At 68.8% G+C, this 19,022-nt stretch carries 17 protein-coding genes; 15 read left to right on the plus strand and 2 right to left on the minus strand.

Annotation, left to right across the window (positions count from 1 at the left end; translation table 11 throughout):
- Positions 1-193: 193 nt before the first annotated feature.
- Both X946_RS32980 and X946_RS02045 read left to right on the plus strand, forming a co-directional pair.
- On the plus strand, positions 194-511 hold the full coding sequence (locus tag X946_RS32980; RefSeq protein ID WP_235363979.1) for a hypothetical protein: 318 nt from the start codon (positions 194-196) through the stop codon (positions 509-511).
- 294 nt (positions 512-805) lie between these two features.
- The gene (locus tag X946_RS02045) at positions 806-2,050 is read left to right on the plus strand and encodes a DUF1479 domain-containing protein (RefSeq protein ID WP_038743523.1); all 1,245 of its coding nucleotides are present in this window, start codon (positions 806-808) and stop codon (positions 2,048-2,050) included.
- 121 nt (positions 2,051-2,171) lie between these two features.
- Here X946_RS02045 and mdeB read toward each other — a convergent pair whose 3' ends face one another.
- Positions 2,172-4,892, minus strand: coding sequence for an alpha-ketoglutarate dehydrogenase (gene mdeB, locus X946_RS02050; protein ID WP_038743525.1), 2,721 nt, complete (start codon positions 4,890-4,892; stop codon positions 2,172-2,174).
- A gap of 161 nt (positions 4,893-5,053) precedes the next feature.
- On the opposite strand from mdeB, the gene X946_RS02055 reads away from it, so the two are divergent.
- The 5 genes from X946_RS02055 (at position 5,054) to leuB (ending at position 9,227) form a co-directional block, all read left to right on the plus strand.
- Positions 5,054-5,581 carry an Lrp/AsnC family transcriptional regulator gene (locus tag X946_RS02055; RefSeq protein WP_038743528.1) on the plus strand — a complete coding sequence of 176 codons (528 nt, stop codon included), beginning with the start codon at positions 5,054-5,056 and terminating at the stop codon, positions 5,579-5,581.
- 203 nt (positions 5,582-5,784) lie between these two features.
- Complete coding sequence (gene leuC, locus X946_RS02060; RefSeq protein ID WP_038743530.1) at positions 5,785-7,194, plus strand: 3-isopropylmalate dehydratase large subunit; 1,410 nt, start codon at positions 5,785-5,787, stop codon at positions 7,192-7,194.
- Positions 7,191-7,340 carry an entericidin A/B family lipoprotein gene (locus X946_RS02065; RefSeq protein WP_198170049.1) on the plus strand — a complete coding sequence of 50 codons (150 nt, stop codon included), beginning with the start codon at positions 7,191-7,193 and terminating at the stop codon, positions 7,338-7,340. Before leuC ends, X946_RS02065 begins: the two co-directional genes overlap by 4 nt.
- Positions 7,341-7,417: 77 nt before the next feature.
- Positions 7,418-8,068: a 3-isopropylmalate dehydratase small subunit gene (gene leuD / locus X946_RS02070; RefSeq protein ID WP_038743535.1), complete on the plus strand. Its 651-nt coding sequence runs from the start codon at positions 7,418-7,420 to the stop codon at positions 8,066-8,068.
- Positions 8,069-8,159: 91 nt separating this feature from the next.
- A complete protein-coding gene (leuB, locus tag X946_RS02075; protein WP_038743537.1) occupies positions 8,160-9,227 on the plus strand; it encodes a 3-isopropylmalate dehydrogenase in 1,068 nt (355 codons plus the stop codon).
- Between the two features lie 171 nt (positions 9,228-9,398).
- Here leuB and X946_RS02080 read toward each other — a convergent pair whose 3' ends face one another.
- Positions 9,399-9,557: a hypothetical protein gene (locus X946_RS02080; RefSeq protein ID WP_038743539.1), complete on the minus strand. Its 159-nt coding sequence runs from the start codon at positions 9,555-9,557 to the stop codon at positions 9,399-9,401.
- On the opposite strand from X946_RS02080, the gene asd reads away from it, so the two are divergent.
- The 8 genes from asd to accD all read left to right on the plus strand — a co-directional run bounded on the left by asd (position 9,556) and on the right by accD (position 18,986).
- On the plus strand, positions 9,556-10,677 hold the full coding sequence (asd, locus tag X946_RS02085) for an aspartate-semialdehyde dehydrogenase (protein WP_038743541.1): 1,122 nt from the start codon (positions 9,556-9,558) through the stop codon (positions 10,675-10,677). The two genes, X946_RS02080 and asd, sit on opposite strands and share 2 nt — an antisense overlap.
- Before the next feature lie 135 nt (positions 10,678-10,812).
- Positions 10,813-13,512 (plus strand): FimV/HubP family polar landmark protein, encoded by a 2,700-nt coding sequence (locus X946_RS02090; RefSeq protein WP_038743543.1) that lies wholly within the window; start codon positions 10,813-10,815, stop codon positions 13,510-13,512.
- A complete protein-coding gene (gene truA / locus X946_RS02095; protein WP_038743545.1) occupies positions 13,512-14,324 on the plus strand; it encodes a tRNA pseudouridine(38-40) synthase TruA in 813 nt (270 codons plus the stop codon). The genes X946_RS02090 and truA overlap by 1 nt, the downstream gene beginning before the upstream one ends.
- Positions 14,321-15,052: a phosphoribosylanthranilate isomerase gene (locus X946_RS02100; RefSeq protein ID WP_038743547.1), complete on the plus strand. Its 732-nt coding sequence runs from the start codon at positions 14,321-14,323 to the stop codon at positions 15,050-15,052. Before truA ends, X946_RS02100 begins: the two co-directional genes overlap by 4 nt.
- Positions 15,053-15,121: 69 nt before the next feature.
- Complete coding sequence (gene trpB / locus X946_RS02105) at positions 15,122-16,315, plus strand: tryptophan synthase subunit beta (protein WP_038743549.1); 1,194 nt, start codon at positions 15,122-15,124, stop codon at positions 16,313-16,315.
- A gap of 9 nt (positions 16,316-16,324) precedes the next feature.
- Positions 16,325-17,173 carry a DNA-methyltransferase gene (locus X946_RS02110; protein WP_038743551.1) on the plus strand — a complete coding sequence of 283 codons (849 nt, stop codon included), beginning with the start codon at positions 16,325-16,327 and terminating at the stop codon, positions 17,171-17,173.
- A 41-nt stretch (positions 17,174-17,214) separates the two neighbouring features.
- Positions 17,215-18,030, plus strand: a complete 816-nt coding sequence (gene trpA, locus X946_RS02115; RefSeq protein ID WP_038743553.1) for a tryptophan synthase subunit alpha — start codon at positions 17,215-17,217, stop codon at positions 18,028-18,030.
- Between the two features lie 83 nt (positions 18,031-18,113).
- Complete coding sequence (accD, locus tag X946_RS02120; protein WP_038743556.1) at positions 18,114-18,986, plus strand: acetyl-CoA carboxylase, carboxyltransferase subunit beta; 873 nt, start codon at positions 18,114-18,116, stop codon at positions 18,984-18,986.
- Positions 18,987-19,022: the final 36 nt, after the last annotated feature.

Consider the following 19,022-nt stretch of genomic DNA (forward strand, 5'->3'; position numbering starts at 1 on the left):
AACGCGAGCACGTGTTCGCAAGATCTTTCGACGGCCGCCGCGCGCGCGGCGACGGCGCTCGCATGCGCGGGAGAGCGGCCGTCGCTGCGCGCGGCAAAATGGCAAACGGCGCCGTGCGCACGCGTCTAGAATGGCGACATTACATTTTTCTTGCGGGGTACGGCATATGCGCGCAATGGGGCTTGTGGCGGCGTTGGTCTGTTCACTGTCGATCGAGGGCGCGGCCGCCGGCGTTGCCGAGGACAACGTGCTGAGGGCCGCGCGTGCGATGCCCGAGCGATCGGCGGCGGCCGACTGCCGGCAATGGGCGCAGCCCGTCCCCATCCATGCGCAGGACGGCGCGTCGTCAGGCTGGGTGCGCGCGCTCGTCGCGATGGCCGCCTACAACGCCGCGGCGGCGTCGAGCACGCCCCGTTCGCGCGAGACGGCCCGATCGCTGTGCGACGAGCATCGCGCGGCGATGTTCTCGAGCGAACACTACATGTTCGCGCCGCCGACGATGGCGCGCTGATCGCGCGGCGCGATTTCTCCACGCGAGCGGCGGCGGACAAGCCGCCCGCGCTCCACCGGGTGCGTTCGTCGCGACGGCGCGAGTCGTGCCGTCGCGCACGCGTCGCCGCTTCCACGCCCGCGCCGAGCTGCGCGGCCGTCACGTGGGCCTTCGCAGGACGCCTGTCCGGGCGATTGGCGTCATCGTATCGATAGTCGGCGCGATTGCATCGCTTCGAGCGGATCGGGCGATCTACGCTGAATGGGCGCGTCAAAGCACGCCGCACCATCCAGAACCCGATCCAGGAGACATCCGATGCCGTTCCCTATCGACGACCTCCCGGCGGCGATCCGCACGACGAAAGCGGTGCTGCGCGCCGCGCTGCCGAACCGCGCTCGGGTGTTTCGCGAGCTCGAAGGCGAAATCGCGCGGCAGGCCGACGCGATCCTGACCGATCGCGCGCAAGGCCGTGACACGATCGCCGTGCTGCGCTTCGCCGACATTGCCGCCGGCCGCGTCGATCCGGCGTCGCTCGCCGCGTTGAGAACGCGCGGCGCGTGCGTGATTCGCGGCGTGTTCGACGAACGGCGGGCGAGCGACTGGAACGACGAGATCGCCGCGTACGTCGAGTCGAACCGGCTCGACGACAAGCTCGCGCATCGCGCCGAGGACCGCTATTTCGGCACGCTCGCGTCGAGCAAGCCGCAGATCTACGGCATCTACTGGTCGAAGCCGCAGATCGCCGCGCGCCAGTCGCCCGAGCTGACGCAGGCGCGCGTGTTCCTGAACCGTCTGTGGCGCGCGCAGAGCGAAGGGCGCGTGCATTTCGATCCGGCGCGCGTGCCGGCCTACGCGGACCGCATCCGCCGGCGGCCGCCGGGCTCGTCGTCGCTCGGGCTGTCGCCGCACGTCGACGGCGGCTCCGTCGAGCGCTGGCTCGGGACGAATTTCCGGCGCGTCTATCGGCACGTGCTCGCGGGCGACTGGCGCGCGTACGATCCGTTCGACGCGGCGTTCCGGCCGGACGTCGAGGAGATTCCGTCGCCCGCCGTCTGCTCGATGTTCCGCACGTTTCAGGGCTGGACCGCGCTGACGCCGCAAGGGCCGGGCGACGGCACGCTGCAGTTGATCCCGATCGCGAACGCGATGGCCTACGTCGTGCTGCGCGCGCTGCAGGACGACGTGCCGGACGACGACCTGTGCGGCGCGCAGCCGGGCCGCGCGCTGTCGGTGCTGCCGGCGTGGCATGCGCCGCTGCTCGCCGCGCTCGTGCCGATTCCGCAGATGCAGCCGGGCGACGCGGTGTTCTGGCACGGCGACGTCGTGCACGCGGTCGAGGACGCGCATCGCGGGACGAGCTACAGCAACGTGATGTACATCGCGTCGGCGCCCGGCTGCGCGAAGAACGACGCGTATCTGAAGCGGCAGTTGCCGAGCTTCCTGCGCGGCGAGAGCCCGCCGGATTTTCCGGCCGATCACTTCGAGACCGATTTCGCCGGGCGTGCCCAGGCGGGCGATTTGACCGAGCTGGGGCGCGAGCAGATGGGGTTCGGCTCGTGAACCGCGGCGGCGGGGGGCCGCGCCGCCGATTCGTGCCGTCGCGCCGACGCGTCGCCGCCGCCGCGTCCGTCGTCCGTTTGCCGTCGAGATGCGCCGGCCCGCACGCGCCTCGCCGGCACCGTCACCGTTCCCACGGCGGCGTGCGCGACGCGTCCTGCTTGCCGTACCGCGCGATCGCATCGCGCACGACGGCGCGCGTCGCAATCCCGTCGTCGGCGAGCGCGTGCAGCGCGGCGATCACGATCGACGCGCGATCGACCTCGAAGAACGCGCGCAGCGCCTGGCGCGTGTCGCTGCGGCCGAAGCCGTCGGTGCCGAGCGTCACGTAGCGGCGCGGCACGTACGCGCGGATCAGCTCGGGCAGCGCGCGCGCATAGTCGGTCGCGGCGATCACGGGCCCTTGCGTCGCGGCGAGCGCCGACGTGACGTAGGGCGTCGCGGGTTCGTGCGCTTCGTCGGCGTCGAAGAGGCGCTGCGCGCGCTCGGCCGCGATGCCGTCGCGCTGCAGCTCGGTGAAGCTCGTCACGCTCCAGACGGCCGCGTCGATTTGCCAGTCGTCGCGCAACATGCGCGCGGCCGCCAGCACCTCGCCGAGGATCGCGCCCGAGCCGAGCAACTGCACGCGCGCGGCGGGCAGCGCCGCCGCGTCGAGCGGGTACATGCCCTTGAGAACGCCGTCGCGAACCGCGTCGGCGCGCGCCGCTGGCAGCGACGGCTGCGCATAGTTCTCGTTCGTGACGGTCAGGTAGTAGAACGTGTCGCGCTGCCGCTCGACCATCTCGCGCATCCCTTCGTCGACGATCACCGCGACTTCGTACGCGAACGCCGGGTCCCACGCGCGGCAGTTCGGCACCGTCGACGCGGCGAGATGGCTCGTGCCGTCCTGGTGCTGGAGCCCTTCGCCACCGAGCGTCGTCTTGCCGGACGTCGCGCCGATCAGGAAGCCGCGCGCGCGCTGGTCGGCGGCGGCCCAGATCAGGTCGCCGATCCGCTGGAAGCCGAACATCGAGTAATAGATGTAGAACGGCAGCATCGGCAGGTCGTGCACGCTGTACGACGTCGCGGCGGCGATCCACGACGACATCGCGCCCGCCTCCGAAATCCCTTCCTCGAGGATCTGTCCGCGCGTGTCCTCGCGGTAGTAGAGCATCGAGCCGAGGTCTTCCGGCTCGTAGCGCTGGCCGAGCGGCGAGTAGATGCCGACCTGCCGGAACAGGTTCGCCATCCCGAACGTTCGCGCCTCGTCGGCCACGACGGGCACGATGCGAGGCCCGAGCGCCGCGTCCTTCAGCAGGCCGCCCAGCATCCGCACGATCGCCATCGTCGTCGACATCTCGCGGCCGTCGGCGTCGAGCGCGAATTGCCCCCAGGAAGGCAACGACGGCACGGTCATGGCCGTCGCCGCCGCCCGCCTTCTGGGCAGGCAGCCTCCCAGGGCAGCCCGGCGCGCATGCAGATATCGCATCTCCGGGCTGTCTTGCGCGGGCTTGTAGAACCGGAGCTGCTCGACGTCGTCGTCGGACAGCGGCAGCCGGAAACGGTCGCGGAACGCGAGCAGGTGCTCGACGTCGAGCTTCTTCTGCTGATGAGTGGTCATCCGGCCCTGGCCGATCGCGCCCATGCCGAAGCCCTTCATCGTCTTCGCGAGGATCACGGTCGGCCGGCCCTCGTGCCGCAGCGCGCTGTCGTATGCGGCGTACAGCTTGCGCGCGTCATGGCCGCCGCGGCGCAGCCGGTCGATGTCCTCGTCGCGCAGATGCGCGACGAGCGAAGCAAGCGCGTCGTCCTGGCCGAAGAAGCGTGCGCGGTTGTATGCGCCGTCGTTCGCGGAGAAGGTCTGGAACTGGCCGTCGACGGTCTGCGCGAACGCGCGCGCGAGCGCGCCCGTCGCGTCGCGCGCGAAGAGCGCGTCCCAGTCCGAGCCCCACAGCACCTTGATCACGTTCCATCCGGCGCCCGCGAACTGCGATTCGAGCTCGTCGACGATACGGCCGTTGCCGCGCACCGGGCCGTCGAGCCGCTGCAGGTTGCAGTTGATCACGAACACGAGATTGTCGAGCCCCTCGCGCGCGGCGAGCGACAGCGCGCCGATCGATTCGGGCTCGTCCATCTCGCCGTCGCCGAAGAAGCCCCACACCTTGCGGCCGTCGGTGCGCAGGAGGCCGCGGTTTTGCAGATAGCGCATGAAGCGCGCCTGATAGATCGCGTTGATCGGGCCGATGCCCATCGAGCCCGTCGGGAACTGCCAGAAGTCGGGCATCAGCCACGGATGCGGATACGAGCACAGGCCCGGCCCGGAGATCTCGCGCCGGTAGTGCTCGAGCTGCGACTCGCTCAGGAAGCCTTCGAGGAACGCGCGCGCATAGACGCCCGGCGACGAATGCGGCTGGAAGTAGACGAGATCGCCGCCCGACGCGCCGCCCGCGGCGCGAAAGAAGTGGTTGAAACCGACCTCGAACAGATCGGCCGCCGACGCGTAGCTCGCGATGTGCCCGCCGAGTTCGCCGTATGCGCGGTTCGCGCGGACCACCATCGCGAGCGCGTTCCAGCGCAGCACCGCCGCGAGGCGCGCTTCGAGCTCCAGGTCGCCCGGATACGGCGGCTGCGCGTCGAGCGGGATCGTGTTCACGTACGGCGTCGCGTTCGCGTGCGGCGCGGCGAGCCGGCGGCGCGCCGCGTGCTCGGCGAGCTGCGCGAGCAGGAACTGCGCGCGCTCGGCGCCCGCATGCTCGACGACGCCGTCGAGCGCGTCGAGCCATTCGGCGGTTTCCTGCGGATCGGTGTCGTCGTGGCGGCGCGCGGCCGTGCTGACCGGGCGAATACCGTTCGATAAGTCGTTCATGCGGGGCTCCGGGCGGGGCGGAAACTGGGAAGCGACAACGGCAGCAACAGCCGTCAAGGTTATCCACCGCGCCGCAGAATGTGCATCTCTTTTGGCTCGAATTTTGGTTTCGTGTAACGTGGTAATTCCTGAAAAATCGTCGTTTTCAGAAAATTTGCACTATGAGCGCTCCTTCCCGCCGGCTGGACCGGATCGACATCGGCATCCTCAACCAACTGCAGCAGAACGCGCGGATCACGAACGCCGAGCTCGCGCGCGCGGTGAATCTGTCGCCGACGCCGTGCTTCAACCGCGTCCGCGCGCTCGAGAAGCTCGGCCTCATCAAGCAACAGGTGACGCTGCTGAATCCGGAGCCGCTCGGGCTGCGGATCAACGTGTTCATCCAGGTGAGCCTCGAAAAGCAGGTCGAGGACGCGCTGCGCCGCTTCGAAGAAGCGATCGACAAGCGGCCCGAGGTGATGGAGTGCTATCTGATGTCGGGCGACGCCGATTACCTGCTGCGCGTCGTCGTGCCGAGCATGAAGAGCCTCGAGCGGTTCATCCTCGATCAGTTGACGACGATCCCCGGCGTGTCGAACATCCGGTCGAGCTTCGCGCTCAAGCAAGTCCGCTACCGGACCGCGCTGCCGCTGCCCGCGGGCGGGCTCACGCTCGCGGGCGACGACGACGAATCGAACGAATGGGTGTGAGCGACGCCGCTCGCGCGTGCGTCTGCGGCGCTGCGCGCGCATCCGAATATTGCCGGGTAATCCTGATACCCGTATCGGCTGTACCACTCAACTCACTGTTTTTTATAGGTTTTTTCGTTTGCCTGGTATAAAAATGCGCGCGTCGCGTGGCATAATCGAGCGCATCGAACGCTTGTTCGCCGTTATAACGACCCCGCATACCCATGGCACAGACTCTCTACGACAAATTGTGGAATTCGCACGTCGTCCACACCGAAGAGGACGGCACCGCATTGCTCTACATCGATCGCCAGTTGCTGCACGAAGTCACGAGCCCGCAGGCGTTCGAGGGGCTGAAGCTCGCGCAGCGCCCGGTGTGGCGAATCAGCGCGAATCTCGCGGTGTCCGATCACAACGTGCCGACGACGGACCGCAGCCACGGCATCGCCGATCCGGTGTCGAAGCTGCAGGTCGACACGCTCGACGCGAACTGCGACGCGTTCGGCATCACCCAGTTCAAGATGAACGACGTGCGCCAGGGCATCGTGCACATCATCGGCCCGGAGCAGGGCGCGACGCTGCCGGGCATGACGATCGTGTGCGGCGATTCGCACACGTCGACGCACGGCGCGTTCGGCGCGCTCGCGCACGGCATCGGCACGTCGGAAGTCGAGCATGTGCTCGCGACGCAGACGCTGCTGCAGAAAAAGAGCAAGAACATGCTCGTGAAGGTCGAGGGCCAGTTGCCGCGCGGCTGCACCGCGAAGGACATCGTGCTCGCGATCATCGGCAGGATCGGCACCGCGGGCGGCACCGGCTACGCGATCGAATTCGGCGGCTCGACGATCCGCGCGCTGTCGATGGAAGGCCGGATGACGGTCTGCAACATGGCGATCGAAGCGGGCGCGCGCGCCGGCATGGTCGCCGTCGACGACACGACGGTCGAGTACCTGAAGGGCCGCCCGTTCGTGCCGACGGGCGCGGAATGGGATCAAGCCGCAGAGTACTGGCGCCAGTTCACGTCCGACGAAGGCGCGCAGTTCGACCGCGTCGTCGAGCTGAACGCGGCCGAGATCGTGCCGCAGGTCACGTGGGGCACGTCGCCGGAGATGGTCACGTCGATCGACGGCCGCGTGCCCGATCCCGAGCGTGAAAAGGACCCGGTCAAGCGCGACGCGATGGAGCGCGCGCTCGCGTACATGGCGCTCACGCCGGACACGCCGATCGAGGCGATCAAGGTCGACAAGATCTTTATCGGCTCGTGCACGAACGCGCGCATCGAGGACATCCGCGCGGCCGCGTACGTGGTGAAGAAGCTGAATCGCCGCGTCGCGTCGAACGTGCGGCTCGCGATGGTCGTGCCGGGCTCGGGCCTCGTGAAGGCGCAGGCCGAGCGCGAAGGGCTCGACAAGGTGTTCACGGAAGCCGGCTTCGAATGGCGCGAGCCGGGCTGCTCGATGTGCCTCGCGATGAACGCCGACCGGCTCGAGCCGGGCGAGCGCTGCGCGTCGACGTCGAACCGCAACTTCGAAGGCCGGCAGGGCCAGGGCGGCCGCACGCACCTCGTCAGCCCGGCGATGGCGGCGGCGGCGGCGATCGAAGGCCACTTCGTCGACATTCGCAAGCTGGGGTGAGCATGAAGGCTTCGATCTTCCGGCGCGTCGCCGCCTTGCTCGCGCTGACGGGCTTCGTGCTCGGCCTTGCCGGCTGCAACACGGTCGCGGGCATGGGCGAGGACATCAACGCCGCCGGCCGCGCGATCAAGCGCGCGGCGGACTGACGGCGCGCGTGAGCGCGCCGACTCGGGATTCGATTTCGCCGGCCCGCGCGGCCGGCCTCCAATCTGGTTGACGGATCATGGAAAAATTCAATGTGCATACCGGCGTCGTGGCGCCGCTCGATCGCGAGAACGTCGACACCGACGCGATCATTCCGAAGCAGTTCCTGAAGTCGATCAAGCGCACGGGCTTCGGCCCGAACGCGTTCGACGAGTGGCGCTATCTCGATCACGGCGAGCCCGGCCAGGACAACTCGAAGCGGCCGCTCAATCCGGATTTCGTGCTGAACCAGCCGCGCTACCAGGGCGCGTCGATCCTGCTCGCGCGCAAGAACTTCGGCTGCGGCAGCTCGCGCGAGCACGCGCCGTGGGCGCTGCAGCAGTACGGCTTTCGCGCGATCGTCGCGCCGAGCTTCGCCGACATCTTCTTCAACAACTGCTACAAGAACGGCCTGCTGCCGATCGTGCTGAGCGAGCAGCAGGTCGACCATCTGTTCAACGAGACGTACGCGTTCAACGGCTATCAGCTGACGATCGATCTGCAGGCGCAGGTCGTGCGCGCGCCGGACGGCCGCGAGTATCCGTTCGAGATCACCGCGTTCCGCAAGTACTGCCTCGTGAACGGCTTCGACGACATCGGGCTCACGCTTCGCCACGCGGACAAGATCCGCCAGTTCGAAGCCGAGCGGCTCGCGAAGCAGCCGTGGCTCAACAACCGGCTGATCGGCTGACGTTTTTCGTTTCTCGCGCGAGCGCGCGGCCGGGCACGGCGGCGCGCCCGCTTCGCCCGAAACCAATCCTCCATCTAGTCAGGAATTTCGCATGAAGATTGCAGTGCTGCCCGGCGACGGCATCGGTCCGGAAATCGTCAACGAAGCGGTGAAGGTGCTGAACGCGCTCGACGAGAAATTCGAGCTCGAAACCGCGCCCGTCGGCGGCGCCGGCTACGAGGCGAGCGGCCATCCGCTGCCGGATGCGACGCTGAAGCTGGCGAAGGAAGCGGACGCGATCCTGTTCGGCTCGGTCGGCGACTGGAAATACGACTCGCTCGAGCGCGCGCTGCGCCCCGAGCAGGCGATCCTCGGCCTGCGCAAGCATCTCGAGCTGTTCGCGAACTTCCGGCCGGCGATCTGCTATCCGCAGCTCGTCGACGCATCGCCGCTCAAGCCCGAGCTGGTCGCGGGCCTCGACATCCTGATCGTGCGCGAGCTGAACGGCGACATCTACTTCGGCCAGCCGCGCGGCGTGCGCGCGGCGCCCGACGGCCCGTTCGCCGGTGCGCGCGAGGGCTTCGACACGATGCGCTATTCGGAGCCGGAAGTGCGCCGCATCGCGCACGTCGCGTTCCAGGCCGCGCGCAAGCGCGCGAAGAAGCTGACGTCGGTCGACAAGGCGAACGTGCTCGAAACGTCGCAGTTCTGGCGCGACATCATGATCGACGTGTCGAAGGAATACGCGGACGTCGAGCTGTCGCACATGTACGTCGACAACGCGGCGATGCAGCTCGCGAAGGCGCCGAAGCAGTTCGACGTGATCGTGACGGGCAACATGTTCGGCGACATCCTGTCGGACGAGGCGTCGATGCTGACGGGCTCGATCGGCATGCTGCCGTCGGCGTCGCTCGACAAGAACAACAAGGGCTTGTACGAGCCGTCGCACGGCTCCGCGCCGGACATCGCGGGCAAGGGCGTCGCGAACCCGCTCGCGACGATCCTGTCGGCCGCGATGCTGCTGCGCTATTCGCTGAACCGCGCCGAGCAGGCGGACCGGATCGAGCGTGCGGTCAGGAAGGTGCTCGAGGCGGGTTACCGGACGGGCGACATCGCGACGCCGGGCTGCAACAAGGTCGGCACGGCGACGATGGGCGACGCGGTCGTCGCGGCGCTGTAAGCGCCGCGAGCGCGCCGCGCGTTCGACGCGGCGCGTCGTCGCAACAAGGACGGGCGGCTCCGAAAACGGGGTCCGTCCGGTTTTAGCGGCCGTTGTGCGGCCACCGAGGTTTGTGTAGACTCGAACGATGGCGACTTCCCTGATCTCCCCGGTCTCGAAACTCCACGGCAATCAAGCCCGTGCGGGTGCGCGCGCCATCGTCATCGGCAAAATCATCATCACGAAAACGATCACGAAAATCTGATCGTCGTCCGTCGTGCCCGCCTGTTTCCCCGCGCGGTCGCGCCGGGGGCGGAAAAGGCGGGGAAGCTCCAGCAAAGGGTTAGTCATGAACGTAGGTCTCGTAGGTTGGCGCGGCATGGTCGGCAGCGTGCTGATGCAGCGCATGCAGGAAGAAGGCGATTTCGATCTGATCGAGCCGGTGTTTTTCAGCACCAGCAACGCGGGCGGCAAGGCGCCGTCGTTCGCGAAAAACGAGACCACGCTCAAGGATGCGACGAGCATCGACGACCTGAAGAAGTGCGACGTCGTCATCACGTGCCAGGGCGGCGACTACACGAACGACGTGTTCCCGAAGCTGCGCGCGGCCGGCTGGAACGGCTACTGGATCGACGCGGCGTCGTCGCTGCGGATGAAGGACGACGCGGTGATCATCCTCGATCCGGTGAACCTGAACGTGATCAAGGACGCGCTCGTCAACGGCACGAAGAACTTCATCGGCGGCAACTGCACGGTCAGCCTGATGCTGATGGCGCTGGGCGGCCTGTTCCGCGAGAACCTCGTCGACTGGATGACGGCGATGACGTACCAGGCCGCGTCGGGCGCGGGCGCGCAGAACATGCGCGAGCTGCTCGCGCAGATGGGCACGCTGAACGGCGCGGTTGCGGCGCAGCTCGCCGATCCGGCGTCGGCGATCCTCGACATCGATCGCCGCGTGCTCGCCGCGATGACGAGCGACGCGATGCCGACGAGCCAGTTCGGCGTGCCGCTCGCGGGCTCGCTGATTCCGTGGATCGACAAGGATCTCGGCAACGGGATGTCGAAGGAAGAATGGAAGGGCGGCGCGGAAACGAACAAGATCCTCGGCAAGCCGGCGATGGGCGAGCCGGGCTCGATTCCGGTCGACGGCCTGTGCGTGCGGATCGGCGCGATGCGCTGCCACTCGCAGGCGCTCACGATCAAGCTGAACAAGGACGTGCCGCTCGACGAGATCAACGGCATCCTCGCGTCGGCGAACGACTGGGTGAAGGTCGTGCCGAACGAGCGCGAAGCGTCGATGCGCGATCTGTCGCCGGCGAAGGTGACGGGCACGCTGTCGGTGCCGGTCGGCCGCCTGCGCAAGCTCGCGATGGGTGGCGAATACCTGTCGGCATTTACCGTCGGCGATCAATTGTTGTGGGGTGCGGCCGAGCCGCTGCGCCGGATGCTGCGCATTCTGCTCGACAAGTAAAGTAAACTACGCGATTACGACGCGTACACAACCCGAAAGCGTCGCGTTTCACGCGACGCTTTTTTTATTTGCGGTCCGATTTTGTCTTATTCCAAACGCGAACCCAGGCCGCGTAACGCCGCGGCGACCAAGCCGATGACGCTTCGATTCCTTTCTTCGACGACGATCTCCGATGGCCTGCCGAGCGCGCGACGCGCCGTCGCGGTCGCCATCCTCGCGCTCGCCGGCGCGACGGCTGCGCACGCGGCGCCCGATGCGGCGAGCGCCGCCGCGGGCGACCAGGCCGCGCCGCTCACGATCACCGTGCGACCCGGCCAGTCGCTCAACGACATTGCTGTCGCCGTCACGCAGTCGCACGATCCCGCCGTGCTGGCCCGCGCGGGCCGCGCGCTCTTCGACGCGAATCCGCAGGCGTTCATGAAGCGCGATCCGAGCCGCTTGAAGATCGGCGCGCAATTGACGGTGCCCGCGCTCGACGCGACGGGCGCGGCGGCCGGCTTGGCCGCAAGCGGCGCGGCGGCGGGCGGCGCGCTCGCGTCGGCGGCGCTCGCGGCGTCGCATGCGGCCGCGTCGGCTGGGTCGGCCGGGTCGGCCGCAGCGGCCTCGCATCCGGTGGCGACGTCGGCGGCGTCGCACGTCGCCGCGGCAAGCGGCGCAACGTCATTGGCGGCGTTGGCGGCTTCCGGCGCAGCCGGTTCCGCGTCGACCGTGAACGGCGAGTCGGCGCCCGGCGCGGCGTCGGCGCATGCTTCGTCCGCGGCCGCTCAGGCGGCGGCGCCCGCCGCTTCGTCCGGTGTCGCCAGCGCGCACGTCTGGAGCGGCTCGATCCAGCAAGCGCCGGCGGGGGCGAACGGCGCGTCGGCGGCGGGCGCGGAGGCGCTGCTCGCTCCCGGCGCCGCAAATCAGATGCCTTCGGGCTCGGCAACGCAGGCCGCGACGGGCGCATCGCAAGCGCGGCCGTCGAGCCTGCAGCAATTGCTCGCGTTGAAGAATCGCGTCCTGATGGAGTTGCAGAAGCACGGGATCGGCAAGCCCGCCGCGAACCTTGCTCCGCCGCCGGCGCCCGCCGCCGGAAGCGCGCAGAAATCGCAGGCTGGTGCCGAGGCTGGGGCGGCGACGTCCGCGGTGGCCGGCTCCGAAACCGCAGGCTCCGAAACGGCGGGCTCAGAGGCCGCGGTCGGATCTGCCGCTGGACCGGCGACGAACGCCGCTTCCGCGCCGGCCGTGACGTCGCCCGCGAGCGTATCGCCGCGCGCGACGGCGCCGCAGGCGCCGTTCAACATGGGCGCCGCGATCGCGGTGGGCGCGGCCGTCGTCGCGCTGATCGCGGGCTTCGCGCTGCGCCGGCGCAAGAAGGGGCCGTCCGCTGACGCGATCGAGCCGGGCGCGTTCACGCCGGCCCCGGCGCTCGATCCGGATGCGGTCGCGGCCATTGCCGGCGCGCCGGCCGAACCCGAAGCGGCGGAAAAGACGCACGAGGCGGGCGAACAGGGCGCGAACGCGGCTGCTCGGCACGCATTGCCGATCGTGCCGTCCGTCGAAACCGACAAGGCGTCGGCGAAGGGCGAATCGATGTCGTCGTCGGCGGCCGGCCCGGACCTCGAGCCGGCTCGCGAGCCGCATGCGCGAGCAGCCGAGCCGTTGACGCTGAAGATGCCGCAGGCGGACGAGCCCGGCAGCGCGCCGTTCGCGGCCAAATCGGCGGCCAAATCGGCGGCCGAGGCGGCGGCCGAGGCGGGCGTCCCGCCGACCGGCGCGAAGCCGGCGCCGTACGCATGGCGACAGGCGTTCCCGCGCGACGCGATCGCCGCGCTCGACAGCCTCGATATGCCGCTGCCGCCGCGCGAGTCGGCGCCTGACGACATCGGCCAAGAAGTGCAATCGCAACCTGTCGAACCGGCGGGTTCGAATGCTTCCCAGGATGCAACTAACGGTCAAGCCGACGCGCATCGGCCGATTGGCGCGGAAGCGCCGCGTGAAGCGGGAGCGCTTGGCGAAGCAAAGCCGGTGGCGGATCGGAATGAGGGCGAACCGTTCGACGATGAAATGCATGCGGCCCGCCCATGGGTTGCCGAGCCGCTGCATGCCACGCCGCCGGGCGGAATCGAGCCTGGCGAAGCGGTAGCGCGGGCGGCTGACTCGTCGGCGATCGAACCGCTGGGCGAAGCCGCGCGGGGGCAGGATGCGCGATCGACCGAGCCGCGATCGTTCGCGACGGAAGCGGGCGCGACGCATCCCGCCGGTCAGCAGGCGGCTCGCGCCGAAGCGACGGAGCCGCAAGCGCCGACGCCGATCGGAGCGGCGCCGGATGTGCACGAGCGGGCGCACGAGCAGGCGCACGCGCAGCGGCAGGCCGGCGCCGTGCCGCAGCAAGCCGCCGTGCCGCACGAGGCTGCCGTGCCGGGCATCGAACTGCCGAACGCGCCGTTGACCGCACATGTCGAGCCGCCGCCGGCGGCTGCGCAGCCCGGCGCAGCGTTCGCTGCACCCGCGCCGGTGCCGGCGTCGTCGAGCAGCGAACCGGCCCGCGAGCTGGCCGCGCCATCGCAGTCCCCGTCCCCGAACTTGCCGCCGCTCGGCGTCGCGCAATTCGGCGCGCTGAACCTCGACTTCGATCTGGAACTGCCGGCTGGCCCGAGCGCGTCGCTGCCGGCATTCACGCCCGAGGCGCTCGCGAAGATCGCGCGCAACAAGCTCGAGCTCGCGTCCGAATACGTCGAGCTCGGCGATCTCGCCGGCGCGCGCACGCTGTTGCACGAGGTGATCGAAGCCGGTCACGCCGACACGCGCGACGAAGCGCGCGTGATGCTCGCCAAGCTCGCCGATCTGTCGTGATGAGATTCGCACTCGGCATTCAATACGACGGCGCGGCGTTCTGCGGCTGGCAGTCGCAGCCGCACGGCAAGACTGTCCAGGACGTGCTCGAGCGGGCGCTCGCCGAATTCGCGCAGACCTCGCTGCACACGACGGTCGCGGGCCGCACCGATACCGGCGTGCACGGCCTCGGCCAGGTCGTCCATTTCGACACGGAGCTCGATCGCGCGGATTTCTCGTGGGTGCGCGGCACGAACGCGTTCCTGCCGCCGACGGTCGCCGTGCAATGGGCGAAGCCGATGCCGGACACGTTCCACGCGCGCTTCGCCGCGTTCGAGCGCACCTATTACTATGCGCTGTACGTGCATCCGGTGCGCTCGCCGATGCTCGCCGCACGCGCGGGCTGGGTCCACACGCCGCTCGACGTCGATGCGATGCGCGAAGCTGCCGAGCACCTCGTCGGCGAGCACGATTTCTCGGCGTTCCGTTCGTCGGAGTGCCAGGCGAAGTCGCCCGTCAAGCATCTGTACCAGATCGGCATCCGCCCCGACGGCGATTTCATCCATTTCCGCTTCCGCGCGAACGCGTTCCTGCACCACATGGTGCGCAACCTGATGGGCTGCCTCGTCGCGGTGGGGCGCGGCCGCTATCCGGCGTCGTGGCTCGCGCAAGTGCTCGAAAGCCGGGACCGCGACTGCGCGGCGCCGACCTTCATGCCCGAAGGGCTCTATCTCGCGCACGTCGGCTATCCGGCCGAATTCGCGGTGCCGCCCGCGCAGCTCGGCAGCGTGCCGTGGAGCAGCGTGTGGGCCGATCTGGACGGACGACCATGATGACCGACAAGACGAAGACAATGGACGATACGCTCGCCGCGGGTGCGCGCGACGACGTGCTTGCCGCCGCGCCGCCGCCGCGCACGCGGATCAAGCTCTGCGGGCTGTCGAAGCCCGGCGACGTCGATTGGGCGGCCGAGCTGGGCGCCGACGCGATCGGCCTCGTGTTCTACCCGAAAAGTCCGCGCGCCGTGACGATCGACCAGGCGGCCGCGCTTGCCGCGCGCGTGCCGCCGTTCGTGTCGGTCGTCGGATTGTTCGTCAATTCGACCGAGGACGAGATCGCGCGCGTCGCGAACGAAGTGCCGCTCACGCTGCTGCAATTCCACGGCGACGAGACGCCCGCGCAATGCGCGTCGCTCGCCGCCGCGGCGCGCCTGCCGTGGCTGCGCGCGCTGCGCGTGGGCGTGGCGGCCAGGCCGGCCGATTTGGTAGAATCGGCTCTTCACTATTCGGCAGCACGCGGCTTGTTGTTCGACACCCTCGTCGAGCACTACGGCGGCAGCGGCAAGGTCTTCGATTGGTCACTTATCCCAGCAGAGCTCGCGCGTCGGGCCGTTTTGAGTGGTGGGTTGAACGCGCAAAACGTCGGTGATGCGATCCGTCAGGTGCGCCCGTTCGCGGTCGATGTCTCGAGCGGCATCGAAACGCCGGGCGCGAAGGGCGTGAAGGATCGCGCCCGCATGGCGGCGTTCGTGCGCGCGGTGCGCGACGCGGACGCCGGGTGATGCCAGCCCGCGCGGCGGGCGCCGGAAACGAGAACCGGCGCGCCGCGCGGTCGAACCGAGAGTGACGTCATGTACAACCTTCCCGATGATCGTGGCCATTTCGGCCCATATGGCGGCGTGTTCGTCGCCGAAACGCTGATTCACGCGCTCGACGAGCTGCGCGCCGCGTATGAGAAATTCAAGAACGACCCCGACTTCGTCGCCGAGTACAACCGCGAACTGAAGCATTTCGTCGGCCGTCCGTCGCCGATCTATCACGCGCAGCGCTGGAGCGACACGCTCGGCGGCGCGCAGATCTACCTGAAGCGCGAAGACCTGAACCACACGGGCGCGCACAAGGTGAACAACGTGATCGGCCAGGCGCTGCTCGCGAAGCGGATGGGCAAGAAGCGGGTGATCGCCGAGACGGGCGCGGGCCAGCACGGCGTCGCGACCGCGACGATCTGCGCGCGCTTCGGCATGGAGTGCGTCGTCTACATGGGCGCGGAAGACGTGCGCCGCCAGGCCGCGAACGTCTATCGGATGAAGCTGCTCGGCGCGACCGTCGTGCCCGTCGAATCCGGCTCGCGCACGCTGAAGGACGCGCTCAACGAAGCGATGCGCGACTGGGTCACGAACATCGAGAACACGTTCTACATCATCGGCACGGTCGCGGGCCCGCACCCGTATCCGATGATGGTGCGCGACTTCCAGCGCGTGATCGGCGACGAGTGCAAGGTGCAGATGCCCGAGCTCGCCGGGCGGCAGCCGGACGCGGTGATCGCGTGCGTCGGCGGCGGCTCGAACGCAATGGGCATCTTCTATCCGTACATCGACGATCAATCGGTGCAGCTGATCGGCGTCGAGGCGGCGGGCGACGGCCTCGACACGGGCCATCACGCGGCGTCGCTGATCGCCGGCAGCCCCGGCGTGCTGCACGGCAACCGCACGTACCTGCTGCAGGACGACAACGGCCAGATCATCGAGACGCACTCGGTGTCGGCGGGCCTCGACTATCCGGGCGTCGGCCCCGAGCACGCGTGGTTGAAGGACAGCGGCCGCGCGCAGTACGTCGGCATCACCGACGACGAAGCGCTGAAGGCGTTCCACGACTGCTGCCGGATCGAGGGGATCATCCCGGCGCTCGAATCGAGCCACGCGATCGCGTATGCGACGAAGCTCGCGCCGACGCTGCCGAAGGACAAAGTCCTGCTCGTCAACCTGTCGGGCCGCGGCGACAAGGACATGCACACGGTCGCCGAGCGATCGGGCATCGCGCTCTGAACCCGAACGATGCGTGACCTGATCGAAGAGCCGGCGGGCGGCGCGGCGAGCGGGGCGGAAGCGGTTCCGGCCGCGGACGCCGCTCGCGCGCGGCCGGCCGGCATCGAACTCATCAACCGCGATTTCCTGACTGAAGCCGCGAGCCTGCCGGACGCGTCGATCGACCTGATCGTCGCCGATCCGCCGTACGGGCTCGGCAAGGATTACGGCAACGACTCGGACAAGCGCTCCGGCGACGACCACCTCGCGTGGACGCGCGAGTGGCTCGAACTCGCGATTCCGAAGCTCAAGTCCACCGGCTCGATGTACGTGTTCTGCACGTGGCAGTACGCGCCCGAGATCTTCAGCTTCCTGAAGACGAGGCTCACGATGATCAACGAGATCATCTGGGACCGGCGCGTGCCGAGCATGGGCGGCACGACGCGCCGCTTCACGTCGGTGCACGACAACATCGGCTTTTTCGCGGTGTCGAAGGGCTATTACTTCGATCTCGATCCGGTTCGCATCCCATACGACGCCGATACGAAGAAGGCGCGCTCGCGCAAGCTGTTCGAAGGCAGCAAGTGGCTCGAGCTCGGCTACAACCCGAAGGACGTGTGGTCCGTGTCGCGCCTGCATCGCCAGCATGCGGAGCGGGTCGACCATCCGACCCAGAAGCCGCTCGAGATCATCGAGCGGATGGTGCTCGCGAGCTGCCCGCCGGGCGGCCGCGTGCTCGATCCGTTCATGGGCAGCGGCACGACCGCGGTGGCCTGCGCGCGGCAGCGGCGCGGCTTCGTCGGCTACGAGATCAACGAAAGCTATTGCGCGATCGCGCGTGAGCGCGTGGCGGCGCTCGCGGCGCCGATCGACGCGTAAGCGTCGCCGCGCGCGCGATAGCGTACGATTTGGAAAAAACCATGTCCCGTATTCAGAATACCTTCGCCGCACTCGCCGCCCAAGGCCGTAAAGGGCTGATTCCGTTCATCACCGCGGGCGATCCCGATCCGGCGAAGACGGTCGAGCTGATGCACGCGCTCGCCGAAGGCGGCGCCGACGTGATCGAGCTCGGCGTGCCGTTCTCCGACCCGATGGCGGACGGCCCCGTGATCCAGCGCTCGTCCGAGCGCGCGCTCGCGAAGGGCGTGACGCTCGCCGGCGTGCTCGGCGACGTGAAGCGCTTCCGCGAGCGCGACCAGAAGACGCCCGTCGTGCTGATGGGCTATGCGAATCCGATCGAGCGGATGGGCGAGGACGCGTTTGCCGCGGCCGCGCGCGACGCGGGCGTCGACGGCGTGCTCGTCGTCGACTATCCTCCGGAGGAATCGCACGATTTCGCCGCGAAGATGCGCGCGGTGGGCATCGATCCGATTTTCCTGCTCGCGCCGACGTCGACCGACGACCGGATCGCCGCCGTCGGCCACGTGGCGAGCGGCTACGTCTACTATGTATCGCTCAAGGGCGTGACGGGCGCCGGAAATCTGGATGTTTCCAGCATTGCGGGTAAAATCCCGGCCATCAAGTCGCGCGTGCCGCTGCCGATCGGGGTCGGTTTCGGCATCCGCGACGCCGCGACGGCGCGCGCGGTGGCCGAGGTGGCGGACGCCGTCGTGATCGGCAGCCGCCTCGTCCAGTTGCTGGAGCAGGCCGCGCCGGAGAACGCCGCCGCCGAACTCGAGGCGTTCGTCGCCGAGCTGCGCGCCGCGATCGACGGCGCGGCCGAGCCGGCCGCGTAAGCGACGCGCGGGACACGTCAACACAAGCTGACCGCGGGCCGGGGGCAGAACGCCCGGCCCGCCACCGAACAGGAAACCATACGATGAGCTGGCTCGACAAACTGTTGCCGCCGAAGATCAAGCAGACCGATCCGAAAAGCCGCAAGGGGATTCCCGAGGGCCTGTGGGTCAAGTGCCCGTCGTGCGAAGCGGTGCTGTACCGTAACGACGTCGACGCGAATCAGCACGTGTGCCCGAAGTGCGATCACCACATGCGGATCGGCGCGCGCGAGCGCCTCGACGCGCTGCTCGATCCGGAGGGCCGCTACGAGATCGGCCAGGAGATCGTGCCGGTCGATTCGCTGAAGTTCAAGGACAGCCGCAAGTATCCTGATCGTCTGAAGGAAGCGATGGACGAGACGGGCGAGACCGACGCGATGGTCGTGATGGGCGGCGCGATCCACACGCTGCCCGTGGTCGCCGCGTGCTTCGAGTTCTCGTTCATGGGCGGCTCGATGGGCTCGGTCGTCGGCGAGCGCTTCGTGCGCGGCGCGCAGAACGCGCTCGAGCAGCAGGTGCCGTTCATCTGCTTCACCGCGTCGGGCGGCGCGCGGATGCAGGAAAGCCTGCTGTCGCTGATGCAAATGGCGAAGACCACCGCGATGCTGACGAAGCTCTCCGAGGCGAAGCTGCCGTTCATTTCGGTGCTGACCGATCCGACGATGGGCGGCGTGTCGGCGAGCTTCGCGTTCTTGGGCGACGTCGTGATCGCCGAGCCGAAGGCGCTGATCGGCTTCGCGGGCCCGCGCGTGATCGAGCAGACGGTGCGCGAGAAGCTGCCGGAAGGCTTCCAGCGCGCCGAGTTCCTGCTGACGACGGGCGCGATCGACATGATCGTCGACCGCCGCAAGATGCGCGACGAGATCGCGCAACTGCTCGCGCTCTTGCAGCGCCAGCCGGCCGACGCGCTGGCTTGACGGCCGCGCGCATGATCGCACCACCGCGCGTCGCTC

This window comes from Burkholderia sp. ABCPW 111 (assembly GCF_000773065.1).
Lineage (GTDB): Bacteria > Pseudomonadota > Gammaproteobacteria > Burkholderiales > Burkholderiaceae > Burkholderia > Burkholderia savannae.

Bases quoted from the DNA above. Each gene is read 5' to 3' on its own strand.
- X946_RS02045 (WP_038743523.1), top strand. From the start codon at position 806: ATGCCGTTCCCTATCGACGACCTCCCGGCGGCGATCCGCACGACGAAA.
- mdeB (WP_038743525.1), bottom strand. From the start codon at position 4,892: ATGAACGACTTATCGAACGGTATTCGCCCGGTCAGCACGGCCGCGCGC.
- X946_RS02055 (WP_038743528.1), top strand. From the start codon at position 5,054: ATGAGCGCTCCTTCCCGCCGGCTGGACCGGATCGACATCGGCATCCTC.
- leuC (WP_038743530.1), top strand. From the start codon at position 5,785: ATGGCACAGACTCTCTACGACAAATTGTGGAATTCGCACGTCGTCCAC.
- leuD (WP_038743535.1), top strand. From the start codon at position 7,418: ATGGAAAAATTCAATGTGCATACCGGCGTCGTGGCGCCGCTCGATCGC.
- leuB (WP_038743537.1), top strand. From the start codon at position 8,160: ATGAAGATTGCAGTGCTGCCCGGCGACGGCATCGGTCCGGAAATCGTC.
- asd (WP_038743541.1), top strand. From the start codon at position 9,556: ATGAACGTAGGTCTCGTAGGTTGGCGCGGCATGGTCGGCAGCGTGCTG.
- X946_RS02080 (WP_038743539.1), bottom strand. From the start codon at position 9,557: ATGACTAACCCTTTGCTGGAGCTTCCCCGCCTTTTCCGCCCCCGGCGC.
- X946_RS02090 (WP_038743543.1), top strand. From the start codon at position 10,813: ATGACGCTTCGATTCCTTTCTTCGACGACGATCTCCGATGGCCTGCCG.
- truA (WP_038743545.1), top strand. From the start codon at position 13,512: ATGAGATTCGCACTCGGCATTCAATACGACGGCGCGGCGTTCTGCGGC.
- X946_RS02100 (WP_038743547.1), top strand. From the start codon at position 14,321: ATGATGACCGACAAGACGAAGACAATGGACGATACGCTCGCCGCGGGT.
- trpB (WP_038743549.1), top strand. From the start codon at position 15,122: ATGTACAACCTTCCCGATGATCGTGGCCATTTCGGCCCATATGGCGGC.
- X946_RS02110 (WP_038743551.1), top strand. From the start codon at position 16,325: ATGCGTGACCTGATCGAAGAGCCGGCGGGCGGCGCGGCGAGCGGGGCG.
- trpA (WP_038743553.1), top strand. From the start codon at position 17,215: ATGTCCCGTATTCAGAATACCTTCGCCGCACTCGCCGCCCAAGGCCGT.
- accD (WP_038743556.1), top strand. From the start codon at position 18,114: ATGAGCTGGCTCGACAAACTGTTGCCGCCGAAGATCAAGCAGACCGAT.